General features: G+C 62.7%; 12 protein-coding genes and 1 pseudogene. 6 read left to right on the forward strand and 7 right to left on the reverse strand.

The features are described 5' to 3' along the window. Positions 1 to 81: 81 nt before the first annotated feature. Positions 82 to 447: a cupin domain-containing protein gene (locus LMTR21_RS38060; RefSeq protein WP_246174986.1), complete on the reverse strand. Its 366-nt coding sequence runs from the start codon at positions 445 to 447 to the stop codon at positions 82 to 84. A 451-nt stretch (positions 448 to 898) separates the two neighbouring features. Here LMTR21_RS38060 and LMTR21_RS38065 point away from each other — a divergent pair, with 451 nt between their 5' ends. From LMTR21_RS38065 to LMTR21_RS38075, 3 genes are read left to right on the forward strand one after another with little or no spacing between them, the layout of a single operon-like run. Then, positions 899 to 1,963: an ATP-binding protein gene (locus LMTR21_RS38065; protein ID WP_065752358.1), complete on the forward strand. Its 1,065-nt coding sequence runs from the start codon at positions 899 to 901 to the stop codon at positions 1,961 to 1,963. Between the two features lie 31 nt (positions 1,964 to 1,994). After that, entirely contained in the window at positions 1,995 to 3,911 is a 1,917-nt protein-coding gene (gene nhaA, locus LMTR21_RS38070; RefSeq protein ID WP_065752359.1) for a Na+/H+ antiporter NhaA, read from the forward strand. Next, the gene (locus tag LMTR21_RS38075; protein ID WP_065752360.1) at positions 3,874 to 4,278 is read left to right on the forward strand and encodes a baeRF12 domain-containing protein; all 405 of its coding nucleotides are present in this window, start codon (positions 3,874 to 3,876) and stop codon (positions 4,276 to 4,278) included. Before nhaA ends, LMTR21_RS38075 begins: the two co-directional genes overlap by 38 nt. 779 nt (positions 4,279 to 5,057) lie before the next feature. Here the strand turns inward: LMTR21_RS38075 and LMTR21_RS38080 are convergent. Further along, complete coding sequence (locus LMTR21_RS38080; protein WP_065752361.1) at positions 5,058 to 5,330, reverse strand: DNA -binding domain-containing protein; 273 nt, start codon at positions 5,328 to 5,330, stop codon at positions 5,058 to 5,060. A gap of 83 nt (positions 5,331 to 5,413) precedes the next feature. Between LMTR21_RS38080 and LMTR21_RS38085 the strand changes: the two genes are divergently transcribed. Further along, a complete protein-coding gene (locus tag LMTR21_RS38085; RefSeq protein ID WP_065752362.1) occupies positions 5,414 to 5,644 on the forward strand; it encodes a helix-turn-helix domain-containing protein in 231 nt (76 codons plus the stop codon). A gap of 452 nt (positions 5,645 to 6,096) precedes the next feature. Here LMTR21_RS38085 and LMTR21_RS38090 read toward each other — a convergent pair whose 3' ends face one another. The 5 genes and pseudogenes from LMTR21_RS38090 to LMTR21_RS38110 form a co-directional block, all read right to left on the reverse strand. Further along, a complete protein-coding gene (locus LMTR21_RS38090; protein WP_246174987.1) occupies positions 6,097 to 7,839 on the reverse strand; it encodes a DUF3363 domain-containing protein in 1,743 nt (580 codons plus the stop codon). Positions 7,840 to 8,904: 1,065 nt separating this feature from the next. Then, positions 8,905 to 9,994, reverse strand: a pseudogene (locus tag LMTR21_RS38095) (IS110 family RNA-guided transposase). A 553-nt stretch (positions 9,995 to 10,547) separates the two neighbouring features. After that, a complete protein-coding gene (locus tag LMTR21_RS38100; RefSeq protein WP_141688243.1) occupies positions 10,548 to 10,823 on the reverse strand; it encodes a transposase in 276 nt (91 codons plus the stop codon). Continuing rightward, positions 10,747 to 11,211, reverse strand: coding sequence for a transposase (locus LMTR21_RS38105; RefSeq protein ID WP_141688244.1), 465 nt, complete (start codon positions 11,209 to 11,211; stop codon positions 10,747 to 10,749). Before LMTR21_RS38105 ends, LMTR21_RS38100 begins: the two co-directional genes overlap by 77 nt. Then, positions 11,177 to 15,148 (reverse strand): helix-turn-helix domain-containing protein, encoded by a 3,972-nt coding sequence (locus LMTR21_RS38110; protein WP_246174988.1) that lies wholly within the window; start codon positions 15,146 to 15,148, stop codon positions 11,177 to 11,179. Before LMTR21_RS38110 ends, LMTR21_RS38105 begins: the two co-directional genes overlap by 35 nt. Positions 15,149 to 15,323: 175 nt before the next feature. Between LMTR21_RS38110 and LMTR21_RS38115 the strand changes: the two genes are divergently transcribed. Next, positions 15,324 to 15,938: a type IV toxin-antitoxin system AbiEi family antitoxin domain-containing protein gene (locus LMTR21_RS38115; protein ID WP_065752365.1), complete on the forward strand. Its 615-nt coding sequence runs from the start codon at positions 15,324 to 15,326 to the stop codon at positions 15,936 to 15,938. Next, positions 15,938 to 16,858, forward strand: a complete 921-nt coding sequence (locus tag LMTR21_RS38120; protein WP_065752366.1) for a nucleotidyl transferase AbiEii/AbiGii toxin family protein — start codon at positions 15,938 to 15,940, stop codon at positions 16,856 to 16,858. The genes LMTR21_RS38115 and LMTR21_RS38120 overlap by 1 nt, the downstream gene beginning before the upstream one ends. The last annotated feature ends 84 nt before the right edge of the window (positions 16,859 to 16,942 follow it).

Here is a 16,942-nt window from a genome sequence, read left to right on the forward strand (position 1 = left end):
AATCATCTAGCGCGGTCGCGAGCGGCCGGCGCCCGGGCCCGCGCGCACGGTCACGAACGCCGCGCGCCGCGGTCGCCGTCCCTAGGGGAACGACAGGCCGAAAGCGGCCGGATCGGGCTGCTCGCCTTTCCGGGGGACCAAGAAGCGCTCCAGCCCACCCGGCACGAAGCTGAGCAGCAGGGTCGCCTGGTCGCCGACCACCTCGATCGTATGCGGCACACCGCGGGGAAGAGCCGCGTAGGCGCCCGGCCCAACCTCGACACGGGCATCGCCGACCCGCGCGATTAGCTTCCCCTGCACCACGTAGAGCAGTTCGTCCTCGCGCGAGTGGGTGTGCAGCGGCGGCTCCTCCCCGGCCCGCACCGTCCACATGACAGCGCCATATTCGCCTCCGGTCTGGCTGCTCTCCACTTTCATCTCGACGCTCGAGCCCCCGCTCGAGGTCACCGTCTCGCCGCCGTGGGGCGGCGTGAGAACCGGCTGCTTCACTGACATTTGTAGCCTCCTGATTGTGGGACCCTTGTTCGGGTGTCGGAGTGGCGGCGAAAGGTTGCCGCTCACGCTCGTCAGCATGGGATTGCGCGCGGCGAATGGGAAATGACGTCACGCCATGAAGTCGATAGCCGCGCGTTATGATGGCCGTAGGCACGTGAACATCTCTTCGCGGTCGCCGAGAGTTCCATCGGGTGAGTGCTCGCAGACGGAAGCGCCGCACCCGCTCCGCAGCGTGCCAAGTGTCTCTGACCCATTCCGATAACGGTCGGCTATCGACTTCATGGCGAGAGGTGATTTTCCTTTAGACCGCCATAGACTCAATCTTCGAGGTGTCGTCGCCCGCCCTCGTATACGGGCCGAAGTCGGCGTTCCGTTGAATGGATCGCAAGCCAGGAGGTCCGCCATGCAGATCAAAGAGACACCCCACGTTTCCTTCCCCGGCGCGGTCGAGAGCCCTCCGCTGGAGGATATCGTCGTGCTCGCGGCCGGCGCCGGCGTCGCGCTTGGAGTACAGCGCGCGTTCGGCGCGAGGGTGCGGAGCGTCCACGATGACGGCAGTGGCCTCATTACGTCCAGATGCGTGGACATTCCGCTCGTCGGGCGCGGCGGCGAGATCTCCGGGCTCCTGTGCCGGACCGCCCCACGGTCCGACGCGCGCGGCGTGTTCTCCTCCCGCGGGCCGGAGGGGGCGGGGGCGATCGGGGACGTGGCGCAGTTCGTGGTCCACGACATCAACAACCTTCTCGCTGTGATCGGCAGCGGCCTGCGGCTGCTCGAGTGCCAGAGCGACGCTACCTACCGAGAGGCCATCGTCAGCAAGATGCAGCACGCGATCACGCGAGCAGCGTTGCTCAGCCGTCAGTTCCTCGACGCCGCGCGACCACGCGCCGAGTCGATCGGCGGGTTCGTCGCAGGCAGCCGCCTTGCAGTGCTGGCGGGCACGCTTGACCAGGCGTTGCGTCCCTACATCACCGTCCGCACCGATATCGCCCCTGATTTGTGGGACTTCGACGCTGACCCGGACGATCTGTACTTCGCGCTGCTGAACCTCTGCCGAAACGCGGCCGATGCTATGCCGAACGGCGGCACGATCACCGTCGCGGCGCGGAACGTCGAGCCGTCCGCCAGCGCGGTCCGGGGGGTCGTCGAGATCGTCGTCGCGGACGACGGGGAGGGCATGACCGAGGAGGTCCTCTCGCAGGCGTTCACCCCTTACTTCACGACAAAGGCCGCTGGCTGCGGCACATGCCTCGGACTTGCCCATGTCCGGCGATTCGAAGGGCGAGGCGGTGCGATCGGTATAGAGAGCGAGCGAGGTGCCGGCACGCTGGTGCGTCTCTTCCTCCCGCGCGTGCACGCAGCTGGGCTCCCCAGCAGTATCGTCGGCACGGAGATCGCGTACACGCCGTCAGCCAACGGCGGAGTATTCCAGGTCGTCAACCCAGCGGCAGCTGCGCGGACGTCGTAGCCGGTGCGAACACCTGGAGACTGGTTCAGCGATGGAGCTCATGATCCCGCCCGGCCGCCTCGACCCTCCGGTCGACCACGAGACGGACCACGTACTCGGCCCTGCCGATGCCGAGATCACGCTCGTCGAGTACGGAAGCTACGCGTGCCCGCACTGCAGGGCCGCCAACGAGCGTATCGCGCAAGCACGCGACCAACTCGGCGACCGCGTCCGCTACGCCTTCCGACACAAGCCGCTCACGGACAACAGCCTTGCGTTTCGAGCCGCCGAGCTCGCTGAGCTTGCCCAGACGCCCGAGGCGTTCTGGTCCGCGCACATCAAGCTGATGACGAGGTCGATGCAGCTCACTGAAGACGACCTCGTCGCGGTGACCGCCGACCTCGGCGCGAACGCCGACTTCGTGCTCGGCGACAGCAACGCCGTGCGGCTCGCGAGGGCGAGGGTGGAGGCGGACGTCAGAAGCGCACGCGCAAGCGGCGTGAGGTTCACGCCGACCTTCTACATCAACGGCCGGCGCTACGACGGGCCCTGGGACGAGAGCTCTCTCGTCGACGCGATGCTCGGCACGCTCGGCCATCGCGTCCGAACGGCAGCCCTGGACTTCGCGAGCTGGGGCCCGTCCGCCGGCATTTTGCTGGCCCTTGCGACCGTGGCAGCGATCGTCCTGACGAACTCGCCGGTCGGGCCGGCGTTCGAGGCGCTCTGGCGCCAGGAGCTCGGCGTGAGCTTAGGCGACGCAGCCTTTCAGATGTCCATCCTACATTGGGTCAACGACGGCCTGCTGACAGTGTTTTTCCTCGTCGTAGGATTGGAAGTGAAGCGCGAGATGACAGTCGGCCACCTCGCAAGCCGCCGCTCCGCCGCGCTTCCCATCGCGGCCGCGCTCGGCGGCATGGTCGTGCCGGCGCTTCTGTACGCGCTGATCATCCCTGCGGGGACGTGGTCGCACGGGTGGGGCGTTCCGATGGCGACCGACACCGCGTTCGCGCTTTCCTTGATCGCCGTGATGGGCGCCCGCGTCCCCGTCGAGCTGCGCATCTTCCTCACCGCGGTGGCCATCGTCGACGACATCGGTGCGATCGTCGTCGTCGTTGTGTTCTACTCCGGCGATATCCATCCGGGCTACCTGGCTGCGGCTGCGGCGATGGTCGTTGTGCTGGCGCTGCTGAGCCGATCGAGGGTCTATCTGCTGTCGCCCTACATCCTGTTGGGCGTCGCGTTGTGGGCGTTCGTCTACGCGGGCGGCCTCCACGCTACGCTGGCCGGCGTGGTACTTGCACTGTTCATTCCGACGCGGCCGCCAGCCGACTTGGCCGCCCTGATGACGCAGGCCAGCACCATCATTGCTTCCGAGGCCCGGCACGAGGGCGAAGTTCTCAGGCGCGGCCCCTCCACGCCGGCGCTGCACGCGCTTGACGCAATCTACGACAGACTTGAATCGCCCGCGGACCGGCTGCTGCGGCACGCCGGCGCGCGGTCAAGCTACGCTGTCCTTCCGATCTTCGCACTGGCAAATGCGGGCGTGGCGATCAACCCAGGCGTCTTCGCTGGGCATGGTTGGCTCATGGCCGCGATCGTCGCCGGTCTCGCCATCGGAAAGCCGGTCGGCGTCTTCTTCGCCGCCGCCGCGGCCGTGCGCGCAGGCGTAGCCGTCAAGCCGACGCAGTACACATGGCGGCAGTTGGCCGGGGCGGGAGCCCTCGCCGGCATCGGCTTCACGATGTCGCTCTTCATTGCCGGGCAGGCGTTTCCAAGCGCCACCGACTTCTCGGCGGCCAAGATCGCCGTGTTCGCCGCGTCGATTCTTTCGGCCGTCGTTGGGACTGCCCTGCTCTGGGGCACTTCGCGCCAGGAGCTTATCGAAAAGGCGCCGCAGAGCGCCGGCATGCAAGTGAACGGGAGGTCTTTCGATGATTCTACCTACCGGTACGACAGTAGCAGTCGCTGACGGCAAGACGATCCGCCTGTTCCACAATACAGGCGTGAAACCTGGGGTGCACTTGGTCGAGATCACGGCGGCTCCGCCTGCGCCCGTCCGCTCAGGCTCGGGTGCGCGGCATCACACCGGCTCCGCCAACCCCGATGGCAGGCGACTCGTCGAGGACGACTTCGCGGCAGCGACGGCCGCGTTCCTGAACAAGCTCAGCCTGGACGGGACCATAGAACACCTGGTTATTGTCTCCGATCCCAGGACCCTAGGGGAGATGCGCAAGCACTTCCACGACGACCTGAGAGTCAAGATCATAGGCGAGCTCGCGAAGGACTTCAGTCGGCGTTCGCTTGAGGACATCGCCTCACTGATCGCCGACGCCTGACGCGCTTCTGGAAACGGCTGCCTACGCAAGCCTATCCGATCATAACCTGCGCGAAATAGCGGCTACGACCGACACTGATCCCCTTGTAACCTTTGGGAAGAACCGACCGTTAGCGCCGCGTGGCCTCTCGCCGGGCCTGGGCGCGTCCGCTGACAAGAAAGCGGCAACCAGCTTCATGAGTTCACTCGGGCGCGCCGACTCAGACGGCGGTGAGTGGCTTCGTCCTCCCATGGAGCACCGTCCCGACCTAGTCGAGAGTTGATCTGCTTTTTGATGAGCATCGTTGCCTTCTCGAAGGTTGCGCCGAAACGTCCGAGCCGTTGTGACGGAGTATGCGTAGGCGAGCATTGCCAAGCTCCTGGCCAAGCACGTCCCGCATCCGAGGCATCTCACTCGCTCGAAAAGCGAACGAGCCGATCGTTGCTCATTCGCGATCCGCGCGACAACCGCTACCGGCAAGCGCACGAAATCGTAGAAAATCGTGGTTTGGCGTACAAAATCGTGCAAATGGCGGAGAGAGTGTCGGTCAACTCCCATTGAAAGATAAAGCATTTTCGACCACCATTTGAGCTACGGCCGAAAACTGGCGTTTCGCCAATCTTTCATAGAATCTGTCGAATGCTGGCCAACCCTTCAGTTTCCCTTGGCGGTGAACAGTAGGGTTGGTTAGCGTTTGCCCTACGAAAGGCATGCGCCAGGTCGGCGGCTATAGCAAAAAGGTTGCTGGGTTAGGAATTTTAAAATCTCTCGAAATCTGTGACCCGCCAGAAGATTTGAATCTATCCAACGCCTTTCAACAAGTGTCTGTAACCGTGTTCAGTCATCCACTGGGCTCGGGCGAGATGGCTTTCAAACGTTTTGCGCGCCTGTTCCGGGTCGCGATCAGGATCGATATGCAACACGATTCGCACGACCTCGCGCCAGTCGGTACCCTCAGCGTGTGCGTCGAGCAATCTGAGATAAGTCACACGGTGGGCGTGGTCGTAGGGTGTCAAGGCCGGTTCGGCCGGCGCAATTGCGGCAATACCGGCGTGGTTCGGCGCATTGGGCATAATGTCCTCCCATCTACTCACATCGGTACGAATTCGGTTTTAAAGCCGTGGGTCAATAAACCACAAGTCGCTTGGCTGGCGCAATGGATCTGCGTCAGCTATTCGCAACGAACTTGCGCCGCATTCGGCACCAGCGAGGAATTTCCCAGGAGGAGCTAGCCCATCTGGCTGCTATCGACCGTGCTCATGTGAGCAAGGTGGAAAGGGGCATTACCTACGTAGGTTTGGAAATTATTGGCAAGTTTTCTGGCGCCCTTGACGTTGAACCGGCGGAATTCTTCAAGCCGGCCAGCAAGAAAACGAGGCCCCGTTAGCGGATCGGCAGACGGTGGCGTGCTGAAGTATTGGCGCAAGCCTAGTCCCATGCCAGTCCTTTGGACTCTCGCTGGACGCGGCGTTTTCGTCAGCTTTGAAATGTCTGCAATGTTAGCCTGATGGCCGCGAAACATCACGCCATCCCCTGTCCAGTCGCACGGCGCTGACGAGGGTACTGGCGCGGCCCGCAGGATAACGACCGTCTTCGCCGCTTAACCAGCAAGCGGGGCACCTAACTCTGGGGCGCAGAATCATCGACCTCGCTCACCCATTGGAGCGGGAGTGCACTGCTCTCGATAGGCCTTACCTGCTTGGCCAGCCCTTCCCGGGCCGGCGACATCCGGTCAAGGCCGCCAGCCGCGAAGCGGGGGCGCGGTAGCGCCAGCTTTGACGGGATGGCGGTGGTCCGGCCCACTCGCACCAGGCAGGCAACGCCCCTCGCTGGCCGCGCTCACAACCCAAGTTCTCGTTTGCGGCCAAAGCTCCACTCGATGCCGCTGCCATCGCCCCGCATGGCGCCGGTGATGTGCTGGCCAATCCGTCGATCCAGGATGGGCTGCCATGGCACGAGGCTGAAGCCGAGGCCTCCGTCGCCGAAGGTTTCGATCATCGCAAAACGCCCGCTGGCAAGGTTGGCCGAACCGAGCAGCCTGCCACTGACGTATTCCCCCGCCTTGGGTGATCGAAACGTCAGCTTGCGGGCTGCGGCCATCTCGGCGCCAACGCGGGCGACCTCGGCACGCTCGAGGGTCGCAACAAGGTCCTTTGGACCCTGGATCCTGCCATTCGGCAGGCGGGTGGCATATCCCATGCTGACCAGGCTCTGTCTGCGCCGCTCCAAGGCGTCGGTAACCTCGCGGCCGAAGCCGGCCGCGACGAGAGGCGTGCGGCTGCGCGAGGCAAGTTCCCGGTCGAGCCAGGTCGCCCCGTCGCTGCCGACCTGCCGTTCGAGATCAAACGTCGAGAGGGTGCGGACCGAGAGCCCATCGCCGCTGCCCTGGCTGAGGTCATAGGCCATTCCCCGCTTCGTAATGTCCTGCGGTATCTTCCAGTGGTCGGCGCCGATGCGCTCGACATGGCCGGCCCGTCGCAGGGCCTCCAGGCGGCGAACATGGGAGCGGACGAAGGCGTCCGGGTCCTTGCCGGTTGCCTCCAGCTGGTCCCGGATTTGTGCCAGATGGCGGCTCGGCCGATAGGAGCCGTCATCGCCCCCCGCCACGATGGCAATGTTGCGATCGGATGCCCTCGGTCCGGAGACGACAGGGGCTGCCTCGACGATCATACTGCGGCTGACATCCTCAAGGCGGGAAGCATCGGCGAACTCGATATGATGGACGCGGCCATCGACGCCATCGATGACGAGATAGACCCGTTCCCCCATCTCGTCGCCGCCAAGGCCTTTGCCGACGACACGGCCTATGACCGGCTCTGCAAGCTTGCCCCCATGGACGGCGTACTGGTTTACGCCGCGCCGTTCGGCGAGGCCGTGATCGGCCAACGCCCGGTGCACGGTCTTGATGATGTCATTCCGCTCGCCGAGTTCCTTCAAGATCGCCTCGGCCCGGTCGGAGATGGTCCAGCGTCCGGGTTCGTGCTCCGAGGCGAGGCCATAGCGCTGCAGCCGCTTCATCCTGTCGATCAACAGATGGCGGTTCTCGCGAACGAGAAAGTTCTGTCCTTCGCTGGCTCTGAGGTCGATGACACCTTCGTCCCGTTGTTGTTCGATCAGTATCCGGTCGAGCCGGGTCAGCCGTTCCGCGTCAACTTCGCTCGCCAGCTTGCGGGCAAGATCCAGTTCGGTTTGCGGACCGAGTTCAAGCGTTATCAGTTCACTCGCCCGATGCCGGACACCGTGCGCGATGTAATCGCCCGCGATGTTCAGGATCTTGCCATCGTCGGTGATGCCCCGGACCAGGATGTGGGTATGGGGGTGACCGGTGTTGTGGTGATCGACCGCTACCCAATCCAGCTCCGTCCCGAGATCAGTTTCCACCTGCCGCATGAGGTTGCGGGTAAAGGCGCGCAGGTCGCCCATCTCGGCGGTATCCTCCGGCGCCACGATGAAGCGGAATTGATGCCGGTCCTGGCGGCCGCGCTCGATGAAGGCCCGGCCGTCGGCCTGGTCCTCCACCGAAGAATAGGCCCGCCCCTGTTCACCGTCCCGCGTGACGCCATCCCGTTCGAGATAGCGCAAATGCGCATCGACCGCTTTGCTGAGCACGCCTCGCATCTTGGAACCACTACGGGCTCCCTGCCGATTGAGTTTGACGACGCGCGCCTTGACGACGACCCGCCTTGCCCTGAAGCGGACGCCGCTCCCGTCCGGGCTCCACCCTCCGCCGTCCCTGGGAAAGGACGCCGCCACCTTTGCGCCCCGGCCCCGGGCGTTGAACCGGCCGCTCCGCCCGCCAGTCCCGAGTAACCGATTGGGGTCACCGCCGGCGCGCCGGATCGCATATTGGACATCGCCCAGAAAGCTGGTCGGACGTCGACGCGCCCCACCTGTCCGGCCAGCGCGCAATCGAGCGCCACCACGGTCACGGACTTTACCTGGACGGATGCGAAAACTGTCTTCGTCGTGCGCCATGAAGCGACAATTGGAGCTCGGAGCAACTCCGGCAAGATCGGAAATCCAGTCAGTGCATTCTCGCGTCGAATGACGTGCGCAATCGTACTCAGAAGAAGGCTCAAATCGCTTTCACATGACGAGTGGTGCCGCTTGGAGCATTGAAAGCCAAAGAGAAAATGGCGACAGCGCCGCCTGCGCACCTTCTCGCCACTCCACTGAAGATCGGAAAAGACAATGTGCAGACAATAACTTGACGAGTAAAGCGAGGCGCGAACGAAAGTTCGCTTTATCTTGCCCTCTTAATCGAATGTCTCGTCTGCTTGATCTCACTCATTCTCGCTTCCTTTCTCGTTTGCGACAAGGCCCTCTACGCAGCGCCTGAACGCGATGCGCCACAACAGCCGCGAGTCCCGGTGCGCCGTGCACTCTTCCGCACTCATCGACGGCACAAGGTCGCTGCGGCAAGGCAGCGGGGAAGCCGTCGCGGCGCACTTTTCCATCGGCATGACGGAGCCACATCACAGGCAATCCGGCGTGGTCCAGCTTGCACATCACGTGCGTGGCCACAGGCAAGATAACGTGCGTTCCGTCGTCGTTGATCTGCACCAGGTCTCTTCCGCTGTCGTGGAGCTCCGTGTTCAATATATTGCGCTCAACCCCTCATGGCGGCGTTGCAAGCTGGCTCTCATCTCACGCATATCGCCGCAGCAGCTTGCTGTCCTTGACGGCGGCATAGGCGCGGACATCCGCCGGCGCCGCTGTCGGATCGCCGCAGTAAAACGTGCCGTCAACCCACATCGCATGCACGATCACGGCAAGCTTGCGCGCCACCGCCACCGTCGCCTTGCGGTGCGGGGCGCGCCTGGCTATCGCCATTCCCCAGCTCTTGACCTTGTCCTTGCACTTGAACCGGGTCAGCAGGGCGCTGGCCGCCTCATAGAGCGCGCGGCGCACATCGCCATCGCCGGCCTTGCTGATCCGCCCCTGCACGTCGATCGAGGAGCCGGACTGCCAGCGCCGCGAGGTCAGCCCAAAATAGGCCGCCACGTCACGCGACCTCTTGAAGCGCGACGGATCGTCGACCGCGGTCACAAAGCTCAGCGCCGCCACCGGACCGACACCGGGAATCTGCATGAAGCGCCGGCACAGCTCATGGCCGGCGACAAACCTGACCAGCAGCTCGTGCAGGCGGCAGTACTCCTTCCACAGCGCCGCACGCGCATTGAGCATGGCGTCGATCAGCTCGGTGACCAACGCGTCGCCTGCAACCGCTGCACGGACCGCCTGCGCAAAGCCGCCGCGACCGGTGCCCTTGATGCGGATACCGAAGCTCTTGATCGAATGCCGGATCGCGTTCTCGAGATCCAGAAACTTGCGCTTGAGGTTGCGCCGGTGCGTCAACAGCAGTCGTAGCCGATAGCAGCTTTCGGTCTTGATATGGGCCTGGCGGAACCAGCCGGTGCGCATCAGGTGCGCCAGCCCGAGCGCGTCCGCCTTGTCGGTCTTGTTGCGCTGCGCCGACATCGCCGCCCGCACATGCTGGGTCTCCAGACACACCGCCGGCAAGCCAAGCCGCAGCAGTTCGGGGGTGCAGCCAGGGCGACAGCGCGCCGGCCTCGTGGCCGACCCGCCTGAGCCGGCCAAGATACGGCTTCAGCGCAAGCTTGATCGTGTCCGGGTCGGTCACCACCGTCACCTCCAAGGCCACCTCGCCCTTGTCATCCACCACGCAAATCGCGGTCTCCTCCATCCCGACTTCCAGTCCGCAAAAGTATTCCATCGCGCGCCTCCCGTGTTGCCGAGACGGCTTCGGTGGCGCCGCAACCGCGCCGTTTGATGGTCGCGGAGAAGGTTTTCCACCGCCTTGCCGATTACGGGCGGCATTCCTAATCGGGTGAGCAAAGTCAACTCATTCCTACGCTTTTCTTCGACTCTTCGATCTTCCGCCATTTCCGCCTCCCTGCATCATCAACGCGCAAGCTTCACCACAGCCGCGACCGCGACGTGCATTCACCAGGCGGGGTCCATGCGTTCCTTCGCGTTCAGCACCAGGGCTGTCGCATGCTCTTCATCAGGTTCGTAAACAGGGCTGTCCAAGCAGTCCGGCGCTCTCGTCCCCGAAGGGCGGCAGCAGCAAGAGATAGCGGACATTCCCCGTTTCGCGGCCCCGCCAGGGGACGCTCACCGCGCGCGGATCTCTAATGTTGGCTCCTTTCAACAGGCTGGATGCAATCCCAGCGCTACCCTCTTGTGATGCACGCAGCAGCTACTGCGCCGGCTTCAACCGCAGCCGCTGCGTGACCTTGGCGCCAAAGCCGACGTGGAAGTCGGTTTCACTGACCCACATCCGATGCAATGCTCGCCAGCTTGCGCGCGACCGCGGTGATCGCGCACAGCATGCTCGAGCGTTTGGCGATCCGGAGGCCCCACGCCCGCAATGCCGACCATTTCCTAACCCGCAGCAGCAGGCTTGCAGCCGCCTCGCAAAGCGCCTCGCGCACAGCGACATCGCCTTGTTTGCTGATCCGACCTTCATTGCGCGCCGACCGTCCGCGATCGGGCAAAGCGACGGGGGTCGTCGACGCCGACCTTGAACGACAGGGCTGCAACGGGACCGACGCCGGGAACTGTCATCAGACGTCGGCAGACAGCATCATGCTGGACCACCTGCAGGAGCACACGATGCAGCCGATCGTAGCCCTCGAGGATCGCGCGGCGCACGTCCAGCATGGCCTCGATACTCATCACAAAGATTGGATCGCTGCGCTCGATCAGCTCGCGGACGCGGGCTTCGTAGGCACCGCCGGCGACGGCTCCGACGAGCAACCCATAGGCCCGCAGCGCGCCACGAATGTGGTTTTCGAGGTCGATCAGTTTGCGCTTGAGCAGCTTCCGGTTGGTCAACGCTGCGGCAACCCGCTCCTCAGCGACGTCGGTTGCTACCCGCAAGACAATGAAGACGTTACTCCCAGTCCAGACGCTCGGCACTCTGGTCATGGCGGAGTGCTTGAGCTTCGTAACTGTCTGCAAGCGTGTCGAGAGCCTTAGCGGTATGCGGATGGTCGAAGGAGATCGCCTTCGACCAGTTGCGGTACTTCGCAGCCTCCTTCCGCTCCAGATCTCCGCCATCGCGCGGCGATCGTGTTGTAACGCCGCGTCGATTACTTTTACCCGCTACAAAACCGTTGATCATCGGTTTGCTACGGAATAGATCGATCACATCGCGTACCGCCTCGGCCGGCCAGTTGCCGTCCGCTCCATTCTTGGATGCAGCCAAGACATTGCCTATCCGACTGTCGGCAATGTCTTCTCGCCCCGCTGCCTTGGCTAGCGAACGAGCTTCCTTGATCCAGGACTCCAGCGCTGTGCTATCGATTGTGCCGTCGTCCCGGGTTCCAGGAAGACGATCCCATTGTTCAAGCAACCGATAGGCGTGGCTGGCGACGGCGCGAGCCCGCTCGGGGTTTTCCGGTTCGGCGTCAACGACGCCGCTCTCCTCAGTCGCCTTGAATACCACGCTGAGTATTTCAATGAAGAAGGATGGCTGTTCTGAGAGCGCTTTCATCAGAACTTTGGCTGGCCGGCGCGAACGAGCCAGGATCGGCAAATAGTCCCACTCGATCCTAATCAACGCATTACTGTCGACGTCGCCGCGTTCATCTAGATTCTGCAGGATCTCTGCGACGTAGTGCTGGAACATCGTTGCTTCGTTCATGTCGCCCGTGTTTTCGAACGGCTGGCGTGCCGCCTCATGCAGGACCTCTAGGAGGAGATTGGACGGCAGATCAACCTTGCTATCGCGTCCCGCCAGCGACAGGGCGTGACGAGCGCGTCCGACAGAAATGAGTTTGCGGATTGCGAACTCGACGTTTACATCCTCGCTCATCCAAAACACAGGCGTTCGACGCCAATAGCTTTCTTCGATTTCTGCACCAGCCTCGGTCGCTTGATTCCAGGTCCAGGGTTCAACCGGGAGAGCACGCAGGATTGTGAGCAGCGCCGTGTCGCCCCAGGTTTGCTCCTTTGCCCTAGCAATCAAGGCTGCGGCCCAAGGCTCTTTTCGATCTTGAAAGATATAGGCAATCAGACCGTGGGCGACGTCGCGTTCACGGCTATTGTCGCTTCTAATGGCGGCTTCCAGCAACTGTTCGAGATCGGACTCAGAAAGGCCGCTCTCATAGAGAGCCTTGCCAATGTAGCCAGCGGCATCGACGAGGCGCGCGAGTGCAAGGACGGTTGCCACTCCACCTTCTGCGAATAGGACTTGTGCCGCTTCCTGCCGCGCCACGTCGACATCGCGTCGCTCTGCTTTCCAGCCTTCAGCAGATGGTCTTGGCAAAGCGACGGATTGCTCGAAGAGCCAAGCCACACGTTCAAGGGGATCGCTGGGCGCAAAGCGCGCGTAGATCGCATCAAGTCGGTCTAGTACCTCGCCAGGCAGAGACCATTCGGCATCCGGGAATTGCCGGTGGTGATGGAGCACGCGTCGCAGGCTTGTCCAAACGGCCGCGCGATCAGCCTTCTTGGTGATCTTTGACTCTGCCGCATCCAGTGCCTCAAGCGCACGTTTAGTGTCGGGTACGAGATCGGCGAAACGATCGAGCAGCGCCGACCATCTGGTGGAATCTGTGCCGACATCTGTGAGCAGGCGTTCAGTGATCGCCGTGGCCCCGCGAACCATCAGACCTCGAGTGACGATCTCGACCTCGTCGACCGTGAAATCACGCCAACGCGGCATCGGTGACGGCGTGGACGTATCATGGCCTTGCGGCAGGACACCGAGCATCAACTTCCAGGCGGAGCCGCTCTCTTTTTTGCGGATCAGATCAAGCGCCTGAAGTCGTAGATCGAGAGGAGCATAGGTTTGTGGGATCCAGAGAAGATGGATCTCGCGAAGACTGTTCGCCGGTCTGTTCATGTATCGACCGGGTGGGTTGTCGATGGCGTCGAGACGAGCCAGGACGTGGGTCACTCGTGGCATTAGATGTGGCGACCAAGCCAGGGACTCCAGCGCCCAAAGCAAGTCAGACAGGTGTTCGGCACCGAATACACCTTCGCCGTCGGTGCCGAAAAGGGCACGAATGGGCGGATCGTGCAGTTCGAGGCTATCTTCAATGGCGCTGAGAAACGCGGTAGGTGAAGCCTCCGCCAGCAGTTGGAAGTCCCGGGAAAGCGACCACCAGCGTTGTTGAGTCGCGTGAGCCAGGAGTTTAGCGACGATATTATTTGCGCGCCCTGGAGCATCGGGGACAGTACTGACTTCCTTACCCCAGAGGGCGAGCAGGATCAGCACTTGCCCGATTCCGTGACGCATCATTCCCGAATAGGAGCGGCGGACGCCGCGGACGTCCGCCATCCAGCGTTCGTTCGGATCCATTTCGAAGCGTGGATCCGCAGAGCCGAGCACAGCGTGGGCCGAGGCTTCGAAACGTTGAATGTCGATGCGCGTCAGGTGCCGCGCGAGCAGGAACCATGCATCCTGCGGCGACGCGATGCGCCAGGTCGAACCGATCTTCTGCAATGGACTGTCAAATTTTCCGACGTAAGGCACAAGGGCGCGAATGACGGCTTCATACGGCTGGTCGGCGAGCTCTGCGAGCCGGGCTCGATCCGACTCTGCGTCCTCGTCCCAGCCGCCCGCAAGTAGCGCCGCCAGCAAAGCTTGCGGCGGTGCCTCTTGCGCCCACTGAGGCAGGCGCCCCGGCGCGCTTGGAATGAGACGGCGCAGGATTGCCAGATTGCGCGCACTGTCGCGCGCGTACGCCTCGGCACGAGGTTCGGCTATGCCTGCCGCGATCAAGGCGCTCGCGATCCCTTCGCGTGACGGTCGCGCGAGGGTGTGAACGTCGCCGCGGGAGACCGGTCGCTCATCATAAGCTTGCAGGACGTAGTGGCCGCGCTCCGCAAGCGACTGTGCCAGACCCGGTTCAGAGTCAGTCATAACTATAATCAAAGGCCCTGACGCCTGAGCCAGTGCCCGAGCGGCGGCAGCCGTCGTCGCCACCAAACAGCGGGCTCTATATGCCGCCGCCATATCTTCCGGCAGCATGGAGAGGGTCGCGTGGAAGAACGCCACAATTTCGTCTGTCGTGGTCGCTTGGAGAGAGAAAACAGACGGCTCGTCGCGGAGCCAACGAAGAACGTCAGCGGCAGCTTGGTCCCGATCGCTCAGGGCCAGATCTTCTGTGAGCGGCCATTTGGTCGCCTGCGACCATTCTTCCCAAATTTCTTCGAGCTCGCGTGTTCCTTCCGGTCGCTTCCCAAGGCGAACCGCCAGCCAAAGTCCGATCGCCGGTGTTTGTTCGATCCAATGAACGAGGTCATCGGCGTCGTATGCGAGAACTTTCGCCCAAGGTCCTTCTGCCTCTCGCGCCTTGGCCCACTTATCCTTGCCGGGCCAGTGGCGGGGAGTGACGAACACATAGGTGGCGTTGGTAGGATTGATCGGTTCGGGCGCCTTGGTTCGTTTGCGATAGTCCTCCGTTGCTTTCTTTTCGATTTCGCGACGCTGACTGCCGATCTCCCAGCCGGTTTCTCCCTGCGGGACGTAAGTGTTTCCGATCTCGATTTTGGTCCGTCCGTCCCAACCCGAGTGGAGAACACCCTCGCCGGCGGGGAATCGGAGGTATGCTGAGGGGCCAGACGTGGCGCGGATCAAATAAGCGAGGAGAGTTGGCAGGCTGGCGGCGCCATCAATTCGGTCTGCCCATTTTGAAAGATCTTCCGCATCCACCCATCGGATGGGCGCGCCAGGGCGTCCGGATGCGGTAATAATCGGGACGGCAGGCCCGATTACCGCTCCCGTTGGCAGGAACCTGATACCGGCGCCCTCGAGCGCCGTGCGAATGGCTTGGGCATTGTTAGCGACCGGGGTCCGTTGCCCTCTCTCGAAATCGGCCACAGTCGAGGTCGATACACCGGCTTGCTTGGCCAAGTCCTGTTGGGACCACGCCAAAAGAGCACGAGCAGCCCGCACGAGCTTTGGGGAGAGGTCGAGTGGGGAACTTTGTTGCGCCATGGTCATAAGAAATATATGACATCAGTTGAAGTTTCCCAACTGTTCTTTTTTGTCGACAAGCTACTTATTTTTGCCGACAATAGATAACAACATGGCTGAACGTCATATAAATCATCGTCAGAACGCACTCAGTCTCATCCGAGATCGAGGAATTGCGCGCGCACGCGATTTCAAGGCGGCAGGCATCCCGCTGGTCTATCTGAAACGCATGACCGATGCCGGCGACATTGTCCGTCTCGGCCGCGGCCTTTACCAAATCCCTGAAGGAGTCGGCGAGGATATCGCCCACGATCTGGCGGAAGCGGTGCGCCTCGTGCCGAACGGAGTCGTCAGCCTGGTCAGCGCACTTCGCCACCACGAACTGACCACCCAGCTCCCGCACGCAGTGTGGATGACCATACCTCACAAAGCCCGGACACCAAACATCAAGGGCCTGCGGCTCGAGATTGTCCGCGCGACAGGCGCAGTCCTTACCGCGGGCGTCGACCATCTTCGAGTCGAAGGAGTTGATGTGCCGATCTACGGCGTTGCGAAAACAATCGCCGATTGCTTCAAACATCGCCGCCACGTTGGCGAGGATGTCGCGATCGAGGCGCTCCGAGACGCCCTGCGGCTCCGGAAGACCACGGCGAGCGAGCTCATGAAATATGCGGCCATCGATCGGGTCACCGCACGGATTGAGCCCTACATCAAGGCGATGCAGTAATGGCCAAGGTCCTCAGGAATCCTGCGGCGTCGATCAGGGCGCGCCTACTTGCTCACGCCAGACAGCACAATGACGACTATCAGCGCATCCTGACGCGTTATGCGATCGAGCGGCTGCTCTTCCGTCTCAGCCTGACGGAAGCCGCCGGGAGATACGTGCTCAAGGGTGCGATGCTGTTTGTGACCTGGCCGGAGCACGTCTTCAGGCCAACCGGCGACCTCGACCTCCTCGGCCAAGGTGACTCCGACCCCGCCGCAATTACTGAGCTCTTCAGCCGAATTTGCCAAGTGGAAGCCCCGGACGACGGCATCATCTTCGATCGAGCCAGCTTGAGGGTCGAGCAGGTGCGTGAAGAGGACAAGTATCAGGGCGTCCGGCTGAGCCTCAGGGGCGAACTGGCAAGGGCGATGATTCCAGTCCAGGTCGACATTGGTTTCGGCGATCACGTCTACCCGCGACCGACACGCCATATTTTTCCGAGCCTTTTGCCGGACCTGCCGGCGGCGAACATCCTGATGTACCCGCCCGAAACCGTCGTCGCAGAGAAGTTCGAGGCGATGATCCGCTTCGGGGTGACAAATGGCAGGATCAAGGATTTCTATGATATCTGGGTCACGCTCCGTACATTTCCATTCGACCTGTCGGGACTGGTGGAGGCCGTCGGCGGAACGCTTCGCCGACGAGAGACCGCCATCCCGGCCGAGATGCCTGTAGGCTTGATGGACGAGTTCGCGAGGATCACCGAAGAACGCGGTCATTGGACCGGCTTCCTTCGCCGAAATCCGCCGACGATCGAGCCACCACCTTTTGCGGAGCTTCAGGTGGAGCTGCGACGCTTCTTCGGTCCCGTGATCGACGGCCTCGCCGTGCCGGAAGGCGCCCAGGGTCGATGGGATCCGGCCGCCGGAGCTTGGCAGTAAAGCTTGCTTGTTCTGAACTTCCACCCGGTGCGTTGTTCGCTACAAGAACCAACTCAGGCAGGCTCTGCAACCTGAAAGAACAGC

The organism is Bradyrhizobium paxllaeri (assembly GCF_001693515.2).
GTDB lineage: Bacteria > Pseudomonadota > Alphaproteobacteria > Rhizobiales > Xanthobacteraceae > Bradyrhizobium > Bradyrhizobium paxllaeri.

What these genes read in the sequence shown, in the direction of transcription:
- LMTR21_RS38065 (WP_065752358.1), top strand. Translation starts at nt 899, where the DNA reads ATGCAGATCAAAGAGACACCCCACGTTTCCTTCCCCGGCGCGGTCGAG.
- nhaA (WP_065752359.1), top strand. Translation starts at nt 1,995, where the DNA reads ATGGAGCTCATGATCCCGCCCGGCCGCCTCGACCCTCCGGTCGACCAC.
- LMTR21_RS38075 (WP_065752360.1), top strand. Translation starts at nt 3,874, where the DNA reads ATGATTCTACCTACCGGTACGACAGTAGCAGTCGCTGACGGCAAGACG.
- LMTR21_RS38080 (WP_065752361.1), bottom strand. Translation starts at nt 5,330, where the DNA reads ATGCCCAATGCGCCGAACCACGCCGGTATTGCCGCAATTGCGCCGGCC.
- LMTR21_RS38085 (WP_065752362.1), top strand. Translation starts at nt 5,414, where the DNA reads ATGGATCTGCGTCAGCTATTCGCAACGAACTTGCGCCGCATTCGGCAC.
- LMTR21_RS38105 (WP_141688244.1), bottom strand. Translation starts at nt 11,211, where the DNA reads ATGACCAGAGTGCCGAGCGTCTGGACTGGGAGTAACGTCTTCATTGTC.
- LMTR21_RS38115 (WP_065752365.1), top strand. Translation starts at nt 15,324, where the DNA reads ATGGCTGAACGTCATATAAATCATCGTCAGAACGCACTCAGTCTCATC.
- LMTR21_RS38120 (WP_065752366.1), top strand. Translation starts at nt 15,938, where the DNA reads ATGGCCAAGGTCCTCAGGAATCCTGCGGCGTCGATCAGGGCGCGCCTA.